This is a genomic window from Pseudomonas sp. MYb2 (genome assembly GCF_002979955.1).
In the GTDB taxonomy this organism is placed as follows: domain Bacteria; phylum Pseudomonadota; class Gammaproteobacteria; order Pseudomonadales; family Pseudomonadaceae; genus Aquipseudomonas.
In genome coordinates, this window is record NZ_PCQC01000001.1 from 333570 (window position 1) to 357336 (window position 23767).

Sequence of the window (23767 nt, forward strand, 5' to 3'; positions counted from 1 at the left end):
CTCTTCAGTCACGCCGGGACTTTTCGTTCGCGGGTGCTGCTTTTTAATTCGAATCTGCCCATGAAAAGCACAAACAAAAACGCCCGGCCAAAGGGCCGGGCGCTTTTCTCAGGCAATCTTACTTATCGTCAGCATTGCCCGGAACATTAGCGGTTTCGCCGCTTGTGCCTTCAACTTCTTCCTTCATGCGCTTGAGGCCCATGTGGCGCACGTCGGTGCCGCGCACCAGGTAAATGACCAATTCGGAGATATTGCGCGCGTGGTCGCCGATACGCTCCAGCGAACGCAGCACCCAGATAATGCTCAAGACCCGCGAGATAGAGCGCGGGTCTTCCATCATGTAGGTCGCCAGCTCGCGCAGGGCGGTCTTGTATTCGCGGTCGATGATCTTGTCGTATTGCGCCACCGACAACGCCAGATCGGCGTCGAAACGGGCAAACGCGTCCAGTGCATCGCGAACCATATTGCGCACCTGGTCGCCAATGTGGCGAACCTCGACGTAACCGCGCGGCGCTTCGCCCTCTTCGCACAACTGAATCGCGCGGCGGGCGATCTTGGTCGCTTCGTCGCCGATGCGCTCAAGGTCGATCACCGACTTGGAAATGCTGATGATCAAACGCAGGTCGGACGCTGCCGGCTGACGACGAGCGAGAATGCGCAGGCATTCTTCGTCGATGTTGCGTTCCATCTGGTTGATCTGGTCATCGATCTCGCGCACCTGCTGAGCCAGACCGGAGTCGGCCTCGATCAGCGCGGTCACCGCGTCGTTGACCTGCTTCTCGACCAGCCCGCCCATGGCCAGGAGGTGGCTGCGCACTTCCTCAAGCTCAGCGTTGAACTGCGCGGAGATGTGATGGGTAAGGCCTTCTTTACTAATCATGTTGGCGTCCTTGGAGCGTCCGGTAAGGTGCGGTGGGCCGCAGCGTCAATTCTGTGAATAACCCGCAACTGTCAGCCATAACGACCGGTGATGTAGTCTTCGGTCTGCTTCTTCGCCGGATTGGTGAACAGGGTATCGGTGTCGCCAAATTCCACCAGTTTGCCCATGTACATGAACGCCGTGTAGTCGGACACCCGCGCGGCCTGTTGCATGTTGTGGGTCACGATGACAATGGTGAACTTGGACTTCAACTCGTAGATCAGCTCTTCGACTTTCAGCGTCGAGATCGGGTCGAGGGCCGAGCACGGTTCATCGAGCAGCAGCACTTCCGGCTCAACCGCGATGGTGCGAGCGATGACCAGACGCTGTTGCTGACCACCGGACAGGCCGAGAGCCGACTCATGCAGGCGATCTTTGACTTCGTCCCACAGCGCCGCACCTTTCAACGCCCACTCGACCGCTTCGTCGAGGATGCGCTTCTTGTTGATGCCTTGGATGCGCAGACCGTAGACGACGTTTTCGTAGATGGTCTTCGGGAACGGGTTGGGCTTCTGGAACACCATGCCGACGCGACGACGCAGCTCAGCCACGTCTTCGCCCTTGCGATAGATGTTGTTGCCGTAAAGGTTGATCGCGCCTTCGACGCGGCAGCCGTCAACCAGGTCGTTCATGCGGTTGAAGGTGCGCAGCAAGGTCGACTTGCCGCAGCCGGACGGACCGATGAATGCGGTTACGCGCTGTTTCGGGATGTTCATGCTGACGTCGAACAGCGCTTGTTTCTCGCCGTAGTACAGGCTCAGGCCGGGTACTTCGATGGCCACGGTTTCCTGTTCGAGATTCAGGCTCTGCTTGTCGCGGCCCAGGGCAGACATGTTGATGCCGTGGCTATGTGTTTCGTGCTGCATGGGAGGCTCCCTGTGCTAACAAATTCGGTTCGGTTTTTTGTGGGAGCCAGCCTGCTGGCGATTCAGGCGCTGCGGTTTGTCTATGAAACCGCGGTGATGCCTTCGCGAGCAGGCTCGCTCCCACATAGAAATCAGTGCTGCAAATCAGCTATCCAGTGCTTTGTATTTTTCGCGCAGGTGGTTACGGATATACACCGCCGACAGGTTCAAGGTCGCGATGACCAACACCAGCAACAGCGCCGTGGCGTACACCAGCGGACGCGCCGCTTCGACGTTCGGGCTCTGGAAGCCGACGTCATAGATGTGGAAGCCCAGGTGCATGATCTTCTGGTCCAGGTGCAGGTACGGGTAGTTGCCGTCCACCGGCAGCGACGGCGCCAGTTTCACCACACCCACCAGCATCAGCGGCGCCACTTCACCGGCGGCGCGAGCCACGGCGAGGATCATGCCGGTCATCATTGCCGGGCTGGCCATCGGGATGACGATCTTCCACAAGGTTTCAGCCTTGGTCGCGCCGAGGGCCAACGAGCCTTCACGTACGGTACGCGGGATACGCGCCAGACCTTCCTCGGTCGCCACAATCACCACCGGCACCGCCAGCAGTGCCAACGTCAGCGACGCCCAGAGCAGACCCGGTGTACCGAAGGTCGGTGCCGGCAGCGCTTCGGGGAAGAACAAGCGGTCAACCGAACCACCCAACACATAAACGAAGAAGCCCAGACCGAACACGCCGTAAACGATCGCCGGTACGCCGGCGAGGTTGTTCACCGCGATACGGATGATCCGCGTCAGGGTGTTCTGCTTGGCGTATTCGCGCAGGTACACCGCCGCCAGCACGCCGAACGGGGTGACGATCATCGCCATGATCAACGTCATCATCACGGTGCCGAAGATCGCCGGGAAAATACCGCCTTCGGTGTTCGCTTCACGCGGGTCGTCCGAAAGGAATTCCCAGATCTTGCTGAAGTAGAAACCGACTTTGGTAAAGGTGCTCATCGCGTTTGGCTGGTAGGCGTGAACCACTTTGCCCAGACCGATTTCAATCTCTTTGCCGTTGGCATCGCGAGCGGTCAGGGCGTCGCGGTTGAACTGCGCATGCAGATCGGCCAGACGTGCTTCGATGTCCTGATAACGCGCATTCAGTTCGGCGCGCTCGGATTCCATGTCCGCTTGCGCGGTGGCGTCGAGCTTGCCTTCCAGTTCCAGTTTGCGACCGTGCAGACGGATGCGTTCCAGCCCTGCGTTGATTGCACCAATGTCAGTCTTTTCCAGCGACTTCAGCTGTGCCGCCAGACCGTTCACCCGGTTGATCCGCGCCTGCAGCTCAGGCCATGCAGCTTCGCCCTCGGCGATGACCTTGCCGTCCTGTTTGACGTTGACCAGGTAGCCGTAGAAGTTGCCCCACTCGCGACGTTCGATCGCCATCAGCTCCGGCGGCGTGGTCTGGTTGGTCAGCCACTCGCCGACGATCCAGGTGAAGTCGTTGCCGTTCAAATCACGGTTGCCGACCTTGATCAGCTCGCGGGTCATGAATTCCGGGCCTTCATCCGGCACCGGCAAACCGGCGCTCTTCAGACGGGCACGGGGCACTTCTTCTTTCTGTACCACTTCACCGATGACCAGGTGATTGGCCTGGCCCGGTACGTCGTAATGGGCGTGGACCAGGTCCGCGGGCCAGAAGTGACCCAGACCACGCACGGCAATCACGGCCAACAGGCCAATGGTCATGATGACCGCGATGGACACCGCGCCACCGCTGATCCAGACGCCCGGGGCGCCGCTCTTGAACCATCCTTTCAGGGAGTTCTGTTTCACAGACTTCTACCTTTGCTTAAAGCGACGAGTATTTCTTGCGCAGACGCTGACGAATCAGTTCTGCCAGGGTGTTCATGACGAAGGTGAACAACAGCAACACCAGCGCCGAGAGGAACAGCACGCGGTAGTGGCTGCCGCCGACTTCCGACTCGGGCATTTCCACCGCGACGTTGGCGGCCAGGGTACGCAGGCCTTCGAACAGGTTCATTTCCATGACCGGGGTGTTACCGGTGGCCATCAGCACGATCATGGTTTCGCCGACCGCACGGCCCATGCCGATCATCAGCGCCGAGAAGATCCCCGGACTGGCGGTCAGGATCACCACGCGGGTCATGGTCTGCCACGGTGTGGCACCGAGGGCCAGCGAGCCGAGGGTCAGGCCGCGCGGCACACTGAACACGGCATCTTCAGCAATCGAGTAGATGTTCGGGATCACCGCAAAGCCCATGGCCAGACCTACCACCAAGGCGTTGCGCTGGTCGTAGGTGATGCCCAGGTCGTGGGAAATCCACATGCGCATGTCACCGCCAAAGAACCAGTTCTCCATGAACGGGCTCATGTACAGCGACAGCCAGCCCACGAACAGGATCACTGGAATCAGCAGCGCACTTTCCCAGCCATCCGGGACTTTCAGGCGGATCGATTCAGGCAGACGGCTGAAGGTGAAACCGGCGACCAGAATGCCGATCGGCAACAACATCAGCAGGCTGAAGATGCCCGGCAAATGCCCTTCGACATATGGCGCGAGGAACAGGCCAGCGAAGAAACCGAGGATCACCGTCGGCATCGCTTCCATCAGCTCGATCACCGGTTTGACCTTGCGGCGCATGCCCGGGGCCATGAAGTAAGCGGTGTAGATCGCAGCAGCCACAGCCAGCGGTGCAGCCAGCAGCATGGCGTAGAACGCAGCTTTCAGGGTGCCGAAGGTCAGTGGCGAGAGGCTCAGTTTCGGTTCGAAATCGGTGTTGGCCGCCGTCGATTGCCAGACGTATTTAGGTTCGTCGTAGTTCTCGTACCAGACCTTGCTCCACAGCGCGCTCCACGATACTTCCGGGTGCGGGTTGTCGAGCAACAGCGGTTGCAGCTTGCCGTCGGCTTCGACGATCACGCGGTTAGCGCGTGGCGACAGACCGAACAGGCCTTGGCCTTCGACCACCTGATCGACCAGCAAGGTGCGATGTGCGGTGCTGTGGAACACGCCGAGCTTGCCGCTGGCATCCAGTGCGAGGAAGCCTTTGCGACGCTCTTCGGCGGTGATTTCAACGATCGGCGTGGTGCCCATCTGGAAGGTGCGGATCTGCTTCAGGCGCAACTCACCGTCGGTGTCGCGGGCCATGAACCACTGCGCCAGACCACCCTTGGAGTCGCCGACGATCAGCGAGATACCACCGACCAGTTGCGCGGTCGCAGTGACTTCGGCATCAGCGTTTTCCAGCAGTTTGTAGCGACCATTGAGGCTCTTGTCGCGCAGGCTGAACACGTCAGCCTGAGCGCGACCGTTGACCACGTACAGCCACTGTTGGCGCGGGTCGACGAAGATGTTTTTCACCGGCTCGGTCATCTGCGGCAGATCGATACGTTTCTGCTCGTTGGTGACTTCGCCGGTCATCATGTTTTCTTCGCTGGTCAGCGACAAAACATTGAGTTGCGAGCCGGTCGAGCCGACCAGCATCAGGGTCGTGTCGGAGGCGTTGAGGCTGACATGCTCAAGCGCGCCGCCGGCTTCGTTCAGCGCGATTGGCGTCTCGCCATACGGATATTCGATGGCCGGGCTGATGGTTTTCTTGCCATCGGGGTAGCTGACTTTATAGGTGTGACGGAACACCAGCGCCTGGCCGTTGGACAGGCCCACGGCCACCAGCGGATGGCCCGGCTGGTCTTCACCAATCGAGGTCACAGTGGCGCCGACGGGTACCGGCAGATCGACGCGCTTCAGCTCAGCGCCACTGTCGATATCAAAGAACAATGCCTGACCTTTGTCGGAAACGCGCATGGCCACCTGATTCTGCTCTTCGAGCGAAATCATCAGCGGCTTGCCGGCGTCCTGCATCCAGGCCGGGGTGATCGAGTCTTTCGCGGTCAGGTCGGCACCCTGGAACAGCGGCGCAACCACGTAGGCGAGGAAGAAAAAGATCAGGGTAATGGCTGCCAGCACCGCGAGACCGCCAACGAGGACGTACCAGCGAGTGAAGCGATCCTTGAGCGCGCGAATGCGGCGCTTGCGTTGCAGCTCAGGCGTATTGAAATCAATGCGCTTGGGAGGATTAGTAGTCATTTGGGAATTGGCCAGATCATTCATGCGCTCACCCTAGCGATCCTGTATGACAGAAAGATGACAATGCAGTGACGCAGCAAATCCACCGCCAGCGGGACTGGCAGAGGATCAAAAATTTGAGGTATGGAAAAGGCCGGCCTGCGTGCAGATCCGGCCTTTTACCTGAGTCCGGTGGGGTTCACCCTGGACTCAATTTGTTACTTCTTTGCGACAGCGCCGCCTTCCTGCAGACCCAGGTCAGCCAGTGCTTTTGCAGCAACCTTGGCTGGCAGTGGGATGTAACCGTCTTTCACCACAACTTCCTGGCCCTGTTTCGACAGCACCAGTTTCACGAACTCGGCTTCCAGCGGAGCCAGAGGCTTGTTCGGGGCTTTGTTGACGTAAACGTAGAGGAAACGCGACAGCGGGTACTTGCCGTTCAGGGCGTTTTCTTCGGTGTCTTCGATGAAGTCAGTGCTGCCTTTCTTGGCCAATGGCACGGTTTTCACGCTGGCGGTCTTGTAACCGATACCCGAGTAACCGATGCCGTTCAGCGAAGAGCTGATCGACTGCACGACCGAAGCGGAACCTGGTTGTTCGTTGACGTTCGGTTTGTAGTCGCCTTTGCACAGGGCTTCTTCTTTGAAGTAGCCGTAGGTGCCGGATACCGAGTTACGGCCGAACAGCTGAACCGGCTTGTTGGCCAGGTCGCCGGTCACACCCAGTTCGCCCCAGGTTTTCACGTCGGCTTTGGCGCCACAAAGACGGGTCGACGAGAAGATCGCGTCAACCTGTTCCATGGTCAGGTGCTGGATCGGGTTGTCCTTGTGCACGAATACAGCCAGGGCATCCACGGCAACCGGGATAGCGGTTGGCTTGTAGCCGTACTTCTGCTCGAAGGCCGCCAGTTCGGTGTCCTTCATCTTGCGGCTCATCGGGCCCAGGTTGGAGGTGCCTTCAGTCAGCGCAGGTGGCGCAGTGGCGGAGCCAGCGGCCTGAATCTGGATGTTGACGTTCGGGTATTCTTTTTTGTAGTTCTCAGCCCAGAGGGTCATGAGGTTGGCCAGGGTATCGGAGCCGACGCTGGACAGGTTGCCCGACACACCAGTGGTCTTGGTGTAGCTCGGGATAGCAGGGTCAACAGCGGCAACCGCGTTGGCAGTCGCAACGCCAGCAGCGACAAAAGTCATTGCCGCCATCAAACGCTTCAGTTTCATGCCTTACTCCTAGCAGATAGGGTGTGTTAAGTCGGGGCCAAGTATCAGCAGGCCGTGTGAACACTCTATGGCTGAAATATGACAATTGGATGAAAGGCCATTATTCGGGTTTTTGCAGGATGATTCGTGTTGCCCCCATCGCGAGCAGGCTCACTCCTACACTTGAAATGCGTTCCAAATGTAGGAGTGAGCCTGCTCGCGATGGCGTCAGAACATCTGATGCAGAATCCTGGATCAGCGCCCCTTCTTCCACAGCCACGCCCCGACCAGAATCCCCATCGCGCACAGCACCGCTACATAGTAGGCAGGCCCCATCGCGCTTTCTTTCAGCAACAGACTGACCACCATCGGCGTCAACCCGCCGAAGATCGCGTAAGCCACGTTGTACGAGAACGACAACCCGCTGAAGCGCACCACCGGAGGGAAGGCCTTAACCATCACATATGGCACCGCACCAATGGTGCCGACCAGAAAACCGGTCAATGCGTACAGCGGGAACAGCCAGTTCGGGTGATCGGCGAGGCTGTGATAGAAGGTCCAGGAGCTGATCAGCAACCCCAGGCAACCGAACACAAATACGCGGCCGGCACCAAAGCGATCTGCCAGTGCGCCGGAAATGACGCAGCCGATGCTCAGAAAGACGATCGCCAGACTGTTTGACTGCAGCGACTCGGTCGGCGTGAAGTGATAGACCGTTTGCAGCACGGTCGGGGTCATCAGGATGACCACGACGATGCCAGCGGAAAGCAGCCAGGTGAGCAGCATCGAGATCGCAATCGCCCCGCGATGATCGCGCAGCACGGCGCGCAGCGGCACTTCTTCTGCCAAGGCTTTACGCAGTTGCAACTCGGCGAACACAGGGGTTTCGTGCAACCAGCGGCGCAGGTAGACCGAGAACAGGCCGAATACGCCGCCCAGCACGAATGGAATCCGCCAGGCGTAATCAGAAACTTCCGCCGGCGTATAAATGCTGTTGATTGCCGTGGCCACCAGCGAGCCGAGCAGAATACCGGCGGTCAGGCCACTGGTGAGCGTGCCGCAGGCGTAGCCCATGTGTTTTTGCGGTACGTGTTCGGAAACGAAGACCCAGGCGCCCGGCACTTCACCGCCAATCGCCGCGCCTTGAATTACGCGCATCAATAGAAGAAGGATCGGTGCCCACATGCCGATCTGTGCATACGTTGGCAGCAGACCCATGATCAGGGTCGGCACGGCCATCATGAAAATGCTCAGGGTGAACATCTTCTTGCGCCCCAGCAGATCGCCGAAGTGCGCCATGACGATGCCGCCCAACGGCCGAGCCAGATAGCCGGCGGCGAAGATGCCGAAGGTCTGCATCAGGCGCAGCCACTCGGGCATGTCGGCCGGGAAGAACAGCTTGCCGACCACGGTGGCGAAGAAGACGAAGATGATGAAATCGTAGAATTCCAGCGCGCCGCCAAGGGCGGACAGCGACAGAGTCTTGTAGTCATTGCGGGTCAACGGTCGTGCGGGTTGCTCGGGCTGCGCGAGGCTCGAAGGCGCTGTGGTCATGGCAAGGGCTTCTCTTATAGTCGGATCTGCCGCCACAACAACGCTGGCGGTGGCTTGGGCAGGTTCGGCACCATAGCAAATTGTTCGAAAAAGCACATAGAGGCGCGTAATTGACGGTCGAAATGAGAACCGGATGGTCGTCGCGGAGTCTACCGACCGATATACTCGCAACCTGCTCCGGTTTGTAAGGGGTTGCTGTGCGAAAACGTCGTTGGCCCGGCCTTTGCTCGGGATTAGCCGGTTTCGCAGAGTTTCTCCTTCAGGCGCCTTATGGAAAACGTGACGAACGTAGTATGTTCGGTGCTGAATCGTTTTTCCTGAAGACGGCTACCACCAGCAATACCAACAAGAGTCACGGGTCAGAGGCACCCCCGGCATGATAGAGCTCGAACAAGAAGATCCGATCCCGCAAGGCGACCTGGCCTTGCAAATCACCGCACTCCCGCGCGAAACCAACGGCTTTGGCGATATTTTCGGCGGCTGGCTGGTAGCGCAGATGGATTTGGCCGGCACCGCAATGGCCAGCCGTGTCGCCGGTGGCCGCGTCGCCACCGTGGCCATCGATCGCATGGCGTTCCTTGTGCCTGTGGCAGTCGGCGCGCAATTGTCCTTTTATACCCAGACCCTGGAAATCGGCCGCAGCTCGATCCAGATGATGGTCGAAGTGTGGAGCGACGACCCGCTGTCCAGCGAGTGGCGTAAAGTGACCGAAGCCGTGTTTGTCTTCGTCGCCATCGACGGCAGCGGCCGCACTCGCTCGGTTCCGCCACGCGCGCGTTAAACCTGGCGGCCGTTTTACGGTCGATAATCGTCCCAAGTGTCTGATCGAGAGCTGTCCCATGAACACGCCCAACGTTGAAGCGGTGAAACTGGATGAACTGAACTGCTGGCGCATCCGCCACGGTCAGGCCGAAGTGCTGGTGGCCCAGCAAGGCGCGCACATCCTCAGTTATCAGATCGATGGGCAACCACCGATCATCTGGCTCAACGACAAGGCCGACTTCAAGACTGGCAAAAGCATTCGCGCCGGTGTGCCGGTGTGCTGGCCGTGGTTCGGCAAGTTCGAACGCAACCCGCAGAGCGTGCAGGCCATGTACACCGGTGCGCAACCGGCGCCCGCGCACGGTCTGGTGCGGGCGATGGATTGGCAACTGGGCGGCATCGAATCAGAGGCTGACGGCATCAAGGTCGAGTTCAAACTGCCCTACCCCGAGGGTGGCCTGCCGGGCTGGCCGCATCAGGTCGATCTGACCCTGACCCTGCATTTGTCCGAGCAACTGAGCTTCAGCCTCACCAGCCACAACCGCGGCAGTGAAACCGTCAGCCTGAGTCAGGCGCTGCACACTTATTTCGCGGTCAGTGATGTGCGCCATGTGCACGTCGACGGTGTCGATGGTTTGAATTACATCGAAACGCTGGATGACTGGAAAACCAACAGTCAGCAAGGCGATCTGCATTTTGCCGGTGAGACCGACCGCATCTACCTCGATGCGCCGCCACAGCTGAGCATTGTCGATCCAACGTGGGAACGACGCATTGTGCTGACGGCTACCGGCTCACGCACGGCGGTGATCTGGAACCCGTGGATCGATCGCGCGGCGGCATTGGCCGACATGGACAACGATGGCTGGCAGCGCATGTTGTGCATCGAGACGGCGAACGTGATGGATGACATCGTCACGCTCGCACCAGGGGCGAGCCATACCATGGGTGTTAGCGTCGGCAGCAAAGCGCTTTAAGATCAAAAGATCGCAGCCTGCGGCAGCTCCTGCATTGGAATGCATTTCCCTGTAGGAGCTGCCGCAGGCTGCGATCTTTTGCTTTAGAGATCAGACTCCTGCACCACCCGCACTTTATCCGCTTCCAGCGCATACGCCGCGTCCGCCAGGTCATTGCTGACCTTCTCGACTTTCAGCGTGCCGGTCACCCACAGCGGCGTGTAGATGTCGTCCAGTTTCAAACCCTTCGGATACCGCACCAGCACCAGTTGATTTGGCGGCGGTGGCGGCACGTGGATGCACGCGCCCGGATACGGCACGAGGAAGAACAGCGTGCTGCGGCCCTTGGCGTCGGATTCCAGCGGCACCGGATAACCACCAATGCGGATGTGTTTGTCGTTCATCGACGCCACGGTTTTGGTCGAATACATCACCGCCGGCAGACCTTTGGCCTGTTTCATCCCGCCCTTCTCGGTGAAGGTGCCGGTCGCTTCCGGGGAGTTGTGGTCGATTTCAGGCATGGCCTCGAGGGCCTTTTGGTCCGACTTGGGCATCAGTTCGAGCCAGTCGGTTTCCGGCAGTTCGCCGGCGTGGGCCAAACCGCTGCCCAGGAAGAGGAGAGTCAACAGAAGACGGCGCATGAAAGTGCTCGGTATAGAAAGGAAGGAACAGTGAATCGCCGAGCATTCTAGCCCTCCCGGCCACTTTGGCAGAGAGGGCTTTGTCGCTTTGGATCAGTTCTTTTTGATCAAGCCGTAGATCACCAGCAACACGATTGCGCCAACCAGTGCGCCGATGAAACCTGCGCCCTCGCCCGCGTGGTAGATGCCCAGAGCCTGGCCGCCGTAAGTGGCCGCCAGCGAACCGCCGATACCGAGCAGGATGGTCATGATCCAGCCCATGCTGTCATCGCCCGGTTTCAGGAACCGTGCCAGCAGGCCGACGATCAAGCCGATAAAGATGGTTCCGATAATTCCCATGGCAATTCCCTCTCAAAGATAGATATGCGAAGCCTAGTCAGACTTTGGCATCCTGCCATGAGAGAACGGCGGCCCCTGAATGGTTCCGCCGCTGCCACATGAAACTGTTTTACTCGGCGATCAGCGCTTCGACCTTGACGATCTGCGCCTGCAGCGTGGCCATGTCGGCGCAGCGCAGATTGGCGTGACCGACCTTGCGCCCGGCCTTGAAGGCTTTGCCGTAGTGATGCAGGTGGCAATCGTCGATGGCGATGACCTTCTCAACCGGCGGAACGACGCCGATGAAGTTGAGCATTGCGCTCTCGCCAACCTTGGCCGTCGAACCCAACGGCAGGCCGGCAACGGCGCGCAGGTGGTTTTCGAACTGGCTGCACTCGGCGCCTTCGGTGGTCCAGTGCCCGGAGTTGTGCACACGTGGGGCGATTTCGTTGGCCTTGAGGCCACCGTCGACTTCAAAGAACTCGAACGCCATGACGCCGACGTAGTCGAGTTGCTTGAGCACACGGCTCGAGTAGTCTTCGGCCAACGCCTGCAACGGGTGATCGGTGCTGGCCACCGACAGCTTGAGGATGCCGCTGTCGTGGGTGTTGTGTACCAACGGATAGAACCTGGTTTCGCCATCGCGGGCACGCACGGCGATCAGCGAGACCTCACCGGTGAACGGCACAAAGCCTTCCAGCAGGCAGGACACGCTGCCCAGTTCGGCGAAAGTACCTACCACGTCTTCCGGCTTGCGCAGGACTTTCTGGCCCTTGCCGTCATAACCCAGGGTGCGGGTTTTCAGCACAGCCGGCAGACCGATCGAAGCCACGGCAGCATCCAGATCGGCTTGCGATTGAATGTCGGCGAAGGCCGGGGTCGGGATGCCCAGATCCTTGAACATGCTCTTTTCGAACCAGCGATCACGAGCGATGCGCAGGGCTTCGGCGCTCGGGTAGACCGGGACGAATTGCGAAAGAAATGCCACGGTTTCGGCCGGGACGCTTTCGAACTCGAAGGTCACCAGATCGACTTCATCGGCCAGTTGGCGCAAATGATCCTGATCGCCGTAATCGGCCCGCAGGTGTTCGCCCAGCGCGGCCGCACAGGCGTCCGGCGCAGGGTCGAGGAAAGCGAAGTTCATGCCCAGCGGAGTGCCCGCCAGGGCCAACATGCGACCCAACTGGCCGCCACCGATTACACCGATCTTCATCTCAACAACCTCAGGCAATACGTGGGTCTGGATTGTCCAGGACGCTGTCTGTCTGCTCGGCACGGAAGGTTTTCAGTACCGCGTGGAACTGCGGATGCTTGGCGCCGAGGATGCTCGCCGAGAGCAGCGCGGCGTTGATCGCACCGGCCTTGCCGATGGCCAGGGTGGCGACCGGAATGCCCGCTGGCATCTGCACGATCGACAGCAGCGAGTCGACGCCCGAGAGCATGGCCGACTGCACTGGCACGCCCAGCACCGGCAGGTGGGTCTTGGCCGCACACATGCCTGGCAAGTGGGCTGCGCCACCGGCACCGGCGATAATCACCTCGATGCCGCGGCCTTCAGCCTCTTCGGCGTACTGGAACAGCAGATCCGGGGTGCGATGGGCAGAGACCACCTTGACCTCGTACGGGATGCCGAGCTTTTCCAGCATATCGGCGGTGTGGCTAAGGGTGGACCAATCGGACTTGGAGCCCATGATCACGCCAACCAGTGCACTCATCGTCGCGCCTCTTCTCTCTGGAGCGCCCGCAGGCGCGTCATAAAACAACAAGCCACGCAGGTTGCGTGGCTTGATTGTACGAAAAATGGCCGGACGTGCCGGCCGAAGGCCGCGCAGTATACCGCAAAGAAAGCAATAAACAGCCCCCGAAACGACCATCTGTCAAATGAGCGAAAGGCCCGGTTTTATTGACCTGAAGGTCAGCGCCGCAACACAACAAATCCCTGTAGGAGTGAGCCTGCTCGCGATGGCGGTGTGTCAGTCACATCATCGTTGAATGTGAAGACGCTATCGCGAGCAGGCTCACTCCTACAAGGGGTCCGCGTAGGGTCAGGAAGCTTGCGCGGCGCCGCCTTCAAGCTTGCGCCACAACAATCGCACGTTGGCTTTGCGTACCAAGGCGCAGCGGTAGAGGCGAATCTCCAGCGGCACATGCCATTGCGGGCCGCCGCAGACCACCAGTTCGCCACGCGCCAGCTCGGCCCGCACGCTCAGTTGCGGCACCCAGGCAATGCCGAGTCCTTCCAGCGCCATGCTCTTCAAGCTGTCAGCCATCGCGGTTTCGTAAATAGTGGTGAAGCGCAACTGACGCTGACGCAGCAAGCCATTCACCGAACGCCCGAGAAACGCCCCGGCGCTATAAGCCAGCAACGGCACGCTCGCTTCTCCTTCCAGATCGAACAGCGGCTTGCCCTCCGCATCCGCCGCACACACCGGCAGCATCTCGGTCTGGCCCAAATGCAGCGAGGGGAAAATCTCCGGGTCCATCTGCATCGCCGCGTCCGGGTCATAGAACGCCAGCATCAGATCGCAGCCGCCTTCACGCAACGCATGCACCGCGTCACCCACGTTAGTTGCGACCAGCCGAGTGGCGATGTTCAAGCCTTCATTACGCAGTTGCGCGATCCAGCGCGGGAAGAAACCCAGCGCCAGCGAGTGAGCGGCAGCGACTTGCATCACTTCGCCCTGCCCGCCTTCCAGATGATGCAAATGACGCAGCACTTCACCGAGCTGTTCGACCACGGTGCGTGCGGTCACCAGAAACAGCTGCCCCGCCGCCGTCAGCTCGATCGGCGTGCGCGAGCGGTTGACCAGGGTCAGCCCCAATGCGGCTTCCAGACTGCGGATCCGCCGACTGAACGCCGGCTGAGTCACGAAGCGCCGTTCGGCTGCCTGCGAGAAGCTGCGGGTGGCGGCCAGAGCACTGAAGTCCTCGAGCCATTTGCTTTCCAGATTCATCACGTCCTCCCGGACACGCACCAAAACAGGTCACACGTCTGCCGCGCAGGCGGCGTCACATGGGCATTATGCCGAATGTGCATAGGGCAGTGCTTAACAGCATTGGCCCAAAATTTCCCACAAGCCTAGCATTCGCAGCGTTCCGGCACAGACCGGGTCCATATCGAGATGATTTCTATCATGTCCTCCGCTGCATCTTTCCGCACAGAAAACGACCTGCTTGGCGCCCTCGAAGTACCGGCTCAAGCGTATTACGGCATCCAGACCCTGCGAGCGGTGAACAACTTCCGCCTCTCTGGCGTTCCGATTTCGCATTACCCGAAACTGGTTGTCGGCCTGGCAATGGTCAAACAGGCCGCTGCTGACGCCAACCGCGAGTTGGGTCACCTGAGCGAAGCCAAGCACGCTGCCATCAGCGAAGCCTGTGCCCGATTGATCCGCGGTGATTTCCACGAAGAGTTCGTGGTCGACATGATTCAAGGTGGCGCCGGTACTTCCACCAACATGAACGCCAACGAAGTGATCGCCAACGTTGCTCTGGAAGCAATGGGTCATCAGAAAGGCGAGTACCAGTACCTGCACCCGAACGACGACGTCAACATGGCGCAGTCGACCAACGACGCTTACCCGACGGCAATCCGCCTGGGTCTGTTGCTCGGTCACGACACCTTGCTGGCCAGTCTCGACAGCCTGATTCAGGCATTCGCGGCCAAGGGCAAAGAATTCGATCACGTCCTGAAAATGGGCCGTACCCAGCTGCAAGACGCCGTGCCGATGACCCTCGGCCAGGAATTCCGTGCCTTCGCCACCACCATGGGCGAAGACTTGGCCCGTCTGAAGACGCTGGCTCCGGAACTGCTGACTGAAGTGAACCTGGGCGGCACCGCGATCGGTACCGGCATCAACGCCGACCCGCGTTATCAAGCGCTGGCGGTACAGCGTCTGGCCCTGATCAGCGGTCAACCGCTGGTACCGGCGGCCGACCTGATCGAAGCGACTTCCGACATGGGCGCCTTCGTGCTGTTCTCCGGCATGCTCAAGCGTACTGCGGTGAAGCTGTCGAAGATCTGCAACGACTTGCGCCTGCTGTCCAGCGGCCCACGCACCGGCATCAACGAAATCAACCTGCCAGCGCGTCAGCCAGGCAGCTCGATCATGCCTGGCAAGGTCAACCCGGTCATCCCGGAAGCCGTTAACCAAGTAGCGTTCCAAGTGATCGGTAACGATCTGGCGCTGACCATGGCAGCCGAAGGCGGCCAACTGCAACTGAACGTGATGGAACCGCTGATCGCTTTCAAGATCTTCGACTCGATCCGCCTGCTGCAACGCGCCATGGACATGCTGCGCGAGCACTGCATCGTCGGCATCACCGCCAACGAAGCGCGCTGCCGCGAACTGGTCGAGCACTCGATCGGTCTGGTCACCGCACTGAACCCGTACATCGGCTACAAAAACGCCACCCGTATCGCCGGCCTCGCCCTTGAAAGCGGCCGCGGCGTGCTGGAACTGGTGCGCGAAGAAGGTCTGCTCGACGAAGCCATGCTCGCCGACATCCTGCGCCCGGAAAACATGATTGCTCCGCGTCTGGTTCCGCTCAAAGGCTGAACCGACACGTTACTTGTAGCACCGCTCACCAGGTCGAGGGACTAGACACCTCTCACCTTTTGAGGGCTTGGGGATTTAGTCCCCAAGCCCTTTTTTTTAACTTTCTGACCCTGAGACCCGTATGTCTGGGGATTGCTTTATGTGGGAGCGAGCCTGCTCGCGAAGACGGCGGCACATTCAAAAACGATGTGTCTGCAATACCGCTTTCGCGAGCAGGCTCGCTCCCACACAGAGCAGTTCCTGCACAAGCCCGGCGCCGGTAACGCCGGGTGTTTCAAAGCTTCGTTTCGTCGCTTGCACCACTACCGTGCAGACGGGCGCGCCACTGATCGGTATAGTGCCGCCCCTCTTCGCGTGAGCGGTCGTCGGTAACGAGGCCATAACCCATGCGAAACCCGAACTAATAACAAACCCGCGAAATGGACCGGGACGAAACCTTCGCCTCACCCGTCGTGCCGCGCGCACACCGGTGTAACACGATGTTTCTTCCATCCAGCATTTGCTTACACAATAAACAGCGAGGAAAAATCCATGCTCGAAGTCATTAACGACTTCCTCTCAGGGAAAGTACTGATCGTGCTCATTGTCGGGCTCGGTAGCTACTTCACGATTCGCTCGCGTTTCGTTCAATTGCGTCATTTCTTCCACATGTTCGCGGTGTTCCGCGACAGCCTCAAAGGCAGCGCCGGGCAACTCAGCTCGTTCCAGGCCCTGATGCTCAGCCTTGCCGGCCGTGTCGGTGCAGGCAACATCGCCGGTGTCGGCATCGCCGTGACCCTCGGTGGTCCAGGTGCAGTGTTCTGGATGTGGGTGACCGCTCTGGTCGGCATGTCTAGCAGCTTCTTTGAGTGCACCCTGGCCCAAGTCTACAAGCGCGCCGATGGCGACGGCTTGTACCGTGGCGGCCCGGCCTACTACATCCAGCACGGCCTGAAGCTAAAAGGCATGGCTGTAGTGTTCTCCGTCCTGCTGCTGGTCACCTACGGCTTCGCCTTCATTGGCCTGCAGTCCTACACCGTGACCCACTCGCTGCAGAACGCCTTTGAGTTCAACCCACAACACACCGGTATCGTTCTGGCAGTGCTGCTGGCCATCACCTTCATCGGCGGCATCAAGCGTATCGCCTCGGTGTCCGACCTGCTGGTACCGGTCAAGACCCTGGCCTATATCGGCGTGACCTTGTACGTGATCGGTACTCAGATCGAACACGTGCCGGCCATGCTGGAAACCATCTTCAAGAGCGCCTTCGGCCTCGACCCGGCCTTTGGTGGCCTGCTCGGCAGCGCCATCGTCATGGGCGTGAAGCGTGGCGTGTTCGCCAACGAAGCGGGTCTGGGCAGTGCGCCGAACGTCGCCGCCGTGGCCGCTGTGAAGCACCCGGGCGCGCAAGGCGTGGTTCAGGCCTTCAGCGTGTTCCTCGATACCTTCGTGATCTGCACCTGCACCGCGCTGCTGATCCTGTTGTCGGGCTTCTACACCCCGGGCTTCGAAGGTGACGGCATCGTCCTCACCCAGAACTCGCTGGCCGCTGTGGTTGGTGACTGGGGCCGTATGTTCGTCAGCGTCGCGCTGTCGCTGTTCGTCTTCACCTGCATCCTCTACAACTACTACCTGGGCGAAAACAGCCTGCAGTTCCTTACCCGCAATCGCGCTGCGCTGATGATTTTCCGCGGTCTGGTGCTGGCGCTGGTGGTATGGGGTTCGATGCAGGACCTGTCGACCGTGTTCGCCTTCGCCGACATCACCATGACCTGCCTGGCCTTCGTCAACCTGGTGGCCCTGGCCATGCTGTTCAAGGTCGGCATGCGCGTGATGCGCGACTACGACGCGCAGCGCCGCGCCGGCGTCAAACAGCCGGTGTTCGACTCGAGCAAATTTGCCGATCTGGATCTGGACCTGAAGGCCTGGCCGACCAACCCGTCTGCCGCTGCCGGCCAGACCGATGCCGAGCCGCAAGGCGTGCCTGCAGCGCAACGCTGACAGGTAAATGACGGGCGCATCCCCTGCGCCCGTCAGTTATTGTGATGCAATAACCTGTAGGAGTGAGCCTGCTCGCGATAGCGGTTCATCATTCAACATTTATGTTGGCTGAAAGACCGCTATCGCGAGCAGGCTCACTCCTACAGGAACTCATCGTTTCGGAGAATCCTATGAACCCTTCGACTTATCCCGCCGCCCAACACGTCATGGTGCTCTACACCGGTGGCACCATCGGCATGCAGGCCAGCGCCAACGGTCTGGCCCCGGCGTCCGGTTTCGAGGCGCGGATGCGCGACTACCTGCACAGCCAGCCTGAACTCGTCGTGCCGCAGTGGCGCTTCCGTGAGATGTCGCCGCTGATTGACAGCGCCAACATGACTCCGGCCTATTGGCAGCAACTGCGTGAAGCGGTGGTCGATGCCGTTGACGTGCAAGGCTGCGACAGCGTGCTGATCCTGCATGGCACCGACACGCTGGCGTATAGCGCCGCAGCCATGAGTTTCCAGTTGCTCGGTCTGCACGCGCGCGTATGCTTCACCGGCTCCATGCTGCCGGCTGGCGTGACCGATAGTGATGCCTGGGAAAACCTCGGCGGCGCACTGGTCGCGCTCGGTCAAGGCCTGGCGCCAGGCGTGCATCTGTACTTCCATGGTGAACTGCTGGACCCGACCCGTTGCGCGAAAGTGCGCAGCTTTGGCCGTCATCCGTTCAAGCGGCTGGAGCGTCAGGGCGGCGGCGTGAAAGCCACCTCGATTCCTGCGTCATTGAACTACAACCAGCCGAAACAACTGGCCAAGGTTGGCGTGCTGCCACTGTTCCCGGGCATAGGCGCCGAGGTTGTCGATGGCCTGCTCGACAGCGGCATTCAAGGTCTGGTGCTGGAGTGCTACGGCAGTGGCACCGGACCGAGTGATAACGCCGAATTTCTCGCCAGCCTCGGCCGCGCGCGCGACAACGGCGTGGTGGTGGTGGCGGTGACGCAGTGCCATGAAGGCGGCGTCGAGCTGGATGTGTATGAAGCCGGCAGTCGGCTGCGTAGCGTCGGCGTGCTGTCGGGCGGCGGCATGACCCGTGAAGCGGCGTTCGGCAAATTGCATGGTTTGCTCGGCGCCGGCCTGGAAAACGCCGAAATACGTCGCCTGATCGAACTCGACCTGTGTGGCGAACTGAGCTGATCGCTCCGACTATCAGGATTAAAACCGCACAGCATATATATCTACCACCATCGCTCGATTGTGCCCCCCTAGCATGAAGCAACCCCGAGGCCTGGCCTCGGGAAGCTCCATCACCAATGCAGGGATGCACGATGATTTCATCCAGCTCAAGCTCCACTCCACAAGCCGTCAGCGACGCCAACCCCATTGAAACGCTGATCACTCAACTCAGTGTCGGACCCAACTTGCGCGATGTCGCGGCCGTCCTGCTGCGCCAGCATTTGCGCGAAATGTATCCCGCGCTGGATCTGGACCCCGGCAGCACAATGGTCGGCAGCCCGGCCTGGGCGCTGAACGACGACCAGATAGTGGCCGGACCTACGGCTTATCAGGCACTCACTGAAATTCTCGCCAACCAGGTCGTGCACGGCATCCCGGCCCTGTATATCGAAGGCGAGCACTTCCTTGCGCAACAACCGATCAGCGAACCTGCGGTACATTTGCCAGTGCGAATCGACGAAATCGCCAACCTGCTCAATTTGCTGGCGCCGATAATGCTCACGGCCTTCCAGGAACAGCAGCTGGCGTTCTGGAACAGCACCGGCGACAGCTCCGGGCCACGCTGGCAGGCGTTGTCCGACACCCTGCGCAAGCTCTGGAACGTCAATCAGATAAAAGGCTGGAGTGATGCTGACTGCGCGATGGCACGCGCGCTTTATCAAACACCGGCGCAAGTCGACAGAAAACCCGACGATCTCTACCAGCTCAACGCATACCTGATCGCCATCAACCTGATCGATGGCGACAACGTCAAGCATCTGAACGAAGTTTCGATGGTCGTGTTGATCGGCAAACAGAAGACCGAGACGGTCATCCTTGCCCATTCATTACTTAACGGTTACCAGAAATTCGACTCTCTGGAAAAGCTCGGAGCAACCTTGCCCGAGCATATCAGTGCCGCCGAAACCTACCGAGATGTGCAATGGCGGTTGCTCGAACCCCCGGGCAGCATTTTCGACTACCAGGCCTGTGCGTTGGTCTCCGTTCAAATCGATGTGATCGGTTCACTGGACTTCTCCGACAGTGTTCCAACTGAGGGCGAGAAACCGTTATCCACGTCGACACCTGAAGTGCATGAGTCCGCGAAGAACAAAAGCCCGGGCCTGGACTGGTTCAGAGACGCCCTCCCCGACTGGCTGAATGACGCTTCCCTGCCGGACCTGAACAACTACTCTCGCCACCTGAAAGATCTGGCCGCGCTTAACAGTCAAAACACGGGAAAGTCCTATCTGGATGGCATCCTGCCGATCAGCGAATACGCGCTGGCCGAACTGAATGCCCTGCATGCAAAAAACCTGCTCGAGCACGCGGAACAATTGCGCACCGCACCGGAACTGGAAACGGCGCTGGAGTCACTCCAGTTGCAGGTAAAAAGTCCGGTGATCTGGGGCACGTTCACCGTTCCGGGAAAGATCGACACCTACAACTTCAGCGTCGTCGATCTGGCATTGCAGAATCTGATCGCGGTTCCTCCTCTGGGCGACAAGACCCTTGTTTCAACGCGTGGCAAGACACTGCCTGCATGGCTGACCGTGGATTATCTGGAAGGTCTCGTCACTCGCGCGGACATCGGTACGACTTACCCGGCCCTGATCAAAAAACAACTGCTCGACAGCACGCCGGCGTCGGCAGCCCGGCAGGCTCTGTTTGCCCGACACTTGCGCATCCAGCTACCGTTGCTGGCCCTGCAGTGCAAGATCCGCAGTGAGGCGGGCATTGATGCGCGTGGATACCGTTACGTCATGGCCGTGCTGGAACCCGACAGTAAAAAACGTCTAGTCGAGAACCAGACCATCGTCATGCGTCCGCTGGCCTTTATCCCCAAACGCAGGACTGACGGCAGCAAGGACGAGGTCGCCAACATGTTCGTGATCGGCCCCGAGGATCCTAGCGCCGGGCCATGCCTGTTGTACCGCCCGATGCTCGACCAACCCCTGAGCCAATATCCGTCAACCAGCAATTTGCTTTACGCCATCCAGCAATCGTTCAGCCTGCGCGACTCGGTGCTGGCCTGGTTGCCGGACAACGCCCGTAGCGACTACGCCAACTATGTTTTCCCCGGCACCTTGCCGTCGCCCTGGACGGTCACCGAGTTTCTGATCGATTCCAGCAAGTTCACTGTCATGAGCGGACCGATCGGTTTGAGCTCGACAAAGCTCGACGGCGACCTCCCCAACGCGCTGTTCAAAGCCAACGCGCAGGCAATGGTCACGCTTGCCGACCGCCAGTCGGTATCCAACAGCGAAAATCGCTGGGCCAGCTTCAAGCGGGCGGGCTGGATACTGTTCAACGGCATCCTGCCGTTTCTCGGGCGCGTCGCCGGCGCTGCCACGTGGATCTGGCAAATCATGGATCAATTGCAGGCACTGAAAGAGGCCCATGAGCAAGACGACAAACCCGCGCAATGGGCAGCGCTCACCGATACGATGCTCAATCTGGCCATGGCGATCACTCTGCATATCGCCGCCCGCAGTCCAAAAAACCCACGACCCCGCCAGGAATCAGCCACTTCAAAACCGACAATAGATCCGCTGCCTTCAGTGCCGACCCGCACCCTCAAGCAACTCGCCAAGGGCGCCCCTCACGAAGTGACAGACTTGCAGCAAACACTGAACATCAGCGGAGCGGTGAATCACAAACCGACAAGCCTGAGCGTGGTGCTGAACCACTTCAAGATCGAGCGTCCGCAAGGACTGGGGGCCGCCAGTACGGAAGCAGGTCTCTATCTTCATCTCTATCGCCAGGGTAAAAAATACTACGCACCCGTAGGCAAGGACTGGTACGAAGTCACCGTAGACGATAACGGCACCGTGATCATCATCGATGCGCAAACAGCCGCACGCTCAGGTCCGGCGCTTATCAGCAATCTGCGCGGAGACTGGTTCGTCGATACCCGTTTACGCTTGCTTGGCGGCGGTTCAACAAGCCTGACGCGGGCGGCTGAGGCGGAAGGGCAACGGCAGGCAGACAAACTGCGCACCCGTCTGACAGCCTTCGAAAATCGCAAGGCAACTGCGCAACAAGAACTGGAACAAGCCCATCAGGCGATGAGTACGGCCACCACCGAAACGGCGGCGGCTCAGCGCGAGCAATTTCTCAAGACGCTGGAAACACAACGAGCCGCCTATGGCCAGGCCTTGAGTGATCTCCGGGCATTGCATGTGTTTTCGCCAACAGCCGACTATCAGCAAAGATCTCTCGGCTACCTCAAGGCTCAACTTGAACTCACGCATGCCGGTATTCGTGAAGCACTGACCGTGTTCACACCCAAATTGCGCAGCATCCTCGATCATCTCGAGCGTCAGGCCGAAGTCCGCGAGGATCGGCAAATTGCCGAAGCGCAACAGATGGTCGTGCTCAATCAGGACATGATTGCGCGACTCGAGAACATCCAAGCGCGGATGCAAGAACTGAAAACATTCAAAAGGGATGGCTTGCGCCTGATGCAACACACGCGCAGAACACTTCCTGCGTATTCGATCGACGACCTCAAAGCATTGCAGGTGACGCTGGCGCGCAACACGTGCCTGGCCGAGCACTCAGTGAACAGCGCCGCCGATGCCTGGCGTAACCTCGACCATATCGTCGACACCGCCGACATTGCCGTGCAGGCCTTGCGCGACACACTGGGGGAGCGCAGCGTCGCACGGCTCGACGAGCGTATCGACAGCCTCAACGACCTCATCGAGCAATTCAACGTACTCGATGAACGCCTTGCCGACTTGCATACCACCTACGCCGAACAAGTGCTCGAAGCGCCCTTTGCAAGGTTGCGCGGCCAACTCGACCAGTTCAACCGCCACGCCCAACGCAATCTGGTGCTGGTGCTTGAAGAGCGGGACACCTTGAGAACTCAGCCGGTACCACACCCACAACCGCCACGACCGAAGAAGAAGTTTATCCACACACGCTATAACGGCGTGCTGATCGGCGAGCCACGCCTGACGGAACAGGGGCTGGAAACCGATCTGGTCGACATCAAGTCGCCTCTCACCAACAAGGTGATCGCCACATTCCATCAGAAGCCACCGGGAACCTGGGTTGAACGTTTGAGCAGCGAATCACCCAAGATCCCGAACCCGGCACTTGAAACCAGTCTGAATAACGGGCAAACCTTGCTCGATACGCTGGCAGCGTTTACTACGCGCATGAATGAGCTCATCAAACAGCCAGGGCGCTCGCCAGTCGGCGTCGAGTTTCTGTTTCATCAACAGGCCCTGCAACTGGAACACATCAGCAGCGCCATTGAGCAGGCACTGACGGACAGCAACGCCACCGAGAGCACCCAGCGTTCGGCTGCAGTTATCAATAAAAAGCTCAGCGATGCCGTCGCAGATCTTTACCAACAGGCCAGCACGGCCTTGCTGAAAATGACCAAGGAGCAACCACCCACGCCAGCGGCTGTTCTCCGACTGCAGGAAAACAACGCGATCAATATCGCGAAGACCGTCAGCCGGCGGCGTCTCAAGGGTAGCAAGACACTCTATCTGGACGAATACACCATCACCGACCGGACTACGCGCAAAGTGCTCTGGTATGCACATTTCCTTTATTCCACCGCATGGGTGCCAAACAAAGCGTTCCTTTATGCGCGCCTCAAGACACCGCAGGAGCAGCAACTGGGGCAGGAAGCCAATAGTATTCGCGGACTGAACGGTGCACAGCGACTGGCCTACTATCGCAGCATGATCGGCCTGGATAAGGCGCAAACGTTGTTTTTCAACAGCGACTGA

General features: G+C 59.6%; 17 protein-coding genes. 6 read left to right on the plus strand and 11 right to left on the minus strand.

The features are described from left to right. Nucleotides 1-118: 118 nt before the first annotated feature. The 6 genes from phoU to CQ009_RS01665 form a co-directional block, all read right to left on the minus strand. On the minus strand, nucleotides 119-880 hold the full coding sequence (gene phoU, locus CQ009_RS01640) for a phosphate signaling complex protein PhoU (RefSeq protein ID WP_016985766.1): 762 nt from the start codon (nucleotides 878-880) through the stop codon (nucleotides 119-121). Nucleotides 881-951: 71 nt separating this feature from the next. Beyond that, the gene (pstB, locus tag CQ009_RS01645) at nucleotides 952-1785 is read right to left on the minus strand and encodes a phosphate ABC transporter ATP-binding protein PstB (RefSeq protein WP_105704691.1); all 834 of its coding nucleotides are present in this window, start codon (nucleotides 1783-1785) and stop codon (nucleotides 952-954) included. A 144-nt stretch (nucleotides 1786-1929) separates the two neighbouring features. Further along, nucleotides 1930-3600 (minus strand): phosphate ABC transporter permease PstA, encoded by a 1671-nt coding sequence (gene pstA / locus CQ009_RS01650; protein WP_007920248.1) that lies wholly within the window; start codon nucleotides 3598-3600, stop codon nucleotides 1930-1932. 16 nt (nucleotides 3601-3616) lie between these two features. Then, nucleotides 3617-5899 (minus strand): ABC transporter permease subunit, encoded by a 2283-nt coding sequence (locus tag CQ009_RS01655; protein ID WP_105704692.1) that lies wholly within the window; start codon nucleotides 5897-5899, stop codon nucleotides 3617-3619. 173 nt (nucleotides 5900-6072) lie between these two features. Next, the gene (locus tag CQ009_RS01660; RefSeq protein WP_007920246.1) at nucleotides 6073-7071 is read right to left on the minus strand and encodes a phosphate ABC transporter substrate-binding protein PstS; all 999 of its coding nucleotides are present in this window, start codon (nucleotides 7069-7071) and stop codon (nucleotides 6073-6075) included. Nucleotides 7072-7305: 234 nt separating this feature from the next. After that, on the minus strand, nucleotides 7306-8604 hold the full coding sequence (locus CQ009_RS01665; protein WP_105704693.1) for an MFS transporter: 1299 nt from the start codon (nucleotides 8602-8604) through the stop codon (nucleotides 7306-7308). Between the two features lie 376 nt (nucleotides 8605-8980). On the opposite strand from CQ009_RS01665, the gene CQ009_RS01670 reads away from it, so the two are divergent. Beyond that, nucleotides 8981-9385: an acyl-CoA thioesterase gene (locus CQ009_RS01670; protein WP_003229628.1), complete on the plus strand. Its 405-nt coding sequence runs from the start codon at nucleotides 8981-8983 to the stop codon at nucleotides 9383-9385. Nucleotides 9386-9443: 58 nt separating this feature from the next. Then, the gene (locus CQ009_RS01675; RefSeq protein ID WP_105704694.1) at nucleotides 9444-10343 is read left to right on the plus strand and encodes a D-hexose-6-phosphate mutarotase; all 900 of its coding nucleotides are present in this window, start codon (nucleotides 9444-9446) and stop codon (nucleotides 10341-10343) included. A gap of 83 nt (nucleotides 10344-10426) precedes the next feature. On the opposite strand, the gene CQ009_RS01680 is transcribed toward CQ009_RS01675, so the two are convergent. From CQ009_RS01680 to CQ009_RS01700, 5 genes are all read right to left on the minus strand, one after another. Then, entirely contained in the window at nucleotides 10427-10963 is a 537-nt protein-coding gene (locus CQ009_RS01680; protein WP_007920225.1) for a DUF3299 domain-containing protein, read from the minus strand. Nucleotides 10964-11056: 93 nt separating this feature from the next. After that, nucleotides 11057-11302: a GlsB/YeaQ/YmgE family stress response membrane protein gene (locus CQ009_RS01685; protein WP_007920223.1), complete on the minus strand. Its 246-nt coding sequence runs from the start codon at nucleotides 11300-11302 to the stop codon at nucleotides 11057-11059. 109 nt (nucleotides 11303-11411) lie between these two features. Beyond that, complete coding sequence (locus CQ009_RS01690; protein ID WP_064389609.1) at nucleotides 11412-12494, minus strand: 5-(carboxyamino)imidazole ribonucleotide synthase; 1083 nt, start codon at nucleotides 12492-12494, stop codon at nucleotides 11412-11414. 10 nt (nucleotides 12495-12504) lie between these two features. Further along, on the minus strand, nucleotides 12505-12996 hold the full coding sequence (gene purE / locus CQ009_RS01695) for a 5-(carboxyamino)imidazole ribonucleotide mutase (RefSeq protein ID WP_007954291.1): 492 nt from the start codon (nucleotides 12994-12996) through the stop codon (nucleotides 12505-12507). 330 nt (nucleotides 12997-13326) lie between these two features. Further along, complete coding sequence (locus tag CQ009_RS01700; protein WP_064116481.1) at nucleotides 13327-14235, minus strand: LysR substrate-binding domain-containing protein; 909 nt, start codon at nucleotides 14233-14235, stop codon at nucleotides 13327-13329. A 180-nt stretch (nucleotides 14236-14415) separates the two neighbouring features. On the opposite strand from CQ009_RS01700, the gene CQ009_RS01705 reads away from it, so the two are divergent. From CQ009_RS01705 to CQ009_RS01720, 4 genes are all read left to right on the plus strand, one after another. Then, the gene (locus CQ009_RS01705; protein WP_105704695.1) at nucleotides 14416-15840 is read left to right on the plus strand and encodes an aspartate ammonia-lyase; all 1425 of its coding nucleotides are present in this window, start codon (nucleotides 14416-14418) and stop codon (nucleotides 15838-15840) included. A gap of 531 nt (nucleotides 15841-16371) precedes the next feature. Continuing rightward, complete coding sequence (locus tag CQ009_RS01710; RefSeq protein WP_064389611.1) at nucleotides 16372-17820, plus strand: sodium:alanine symporter family protein; 1449 nt, start codon at nucleotides 16372-16374, stop codon at nucleotides 17818-17820. 170 nt (nucleotides 17821-17990) lie between these two features. Beyond that, entirely contained in the window at nucleotides 17991-18995 is a 1005-nt protein-coding gene (locus CQ009_RS01715) for an asparaginase (RefSeq protein ID WP_105704696.1), read from the plus strand. Between the two features lie 131 nt (nucleotides 18996-19126). Beyond that, nucleotides 19127-23767, plus strand: coding sequence for a hypothetical protein (locus CQ009_RS01720; RefSeq protein WP_105704697.1), 4641 nt, complete (start codon nucleotides 19127-19129; stop codon nucleotides 23765-23767).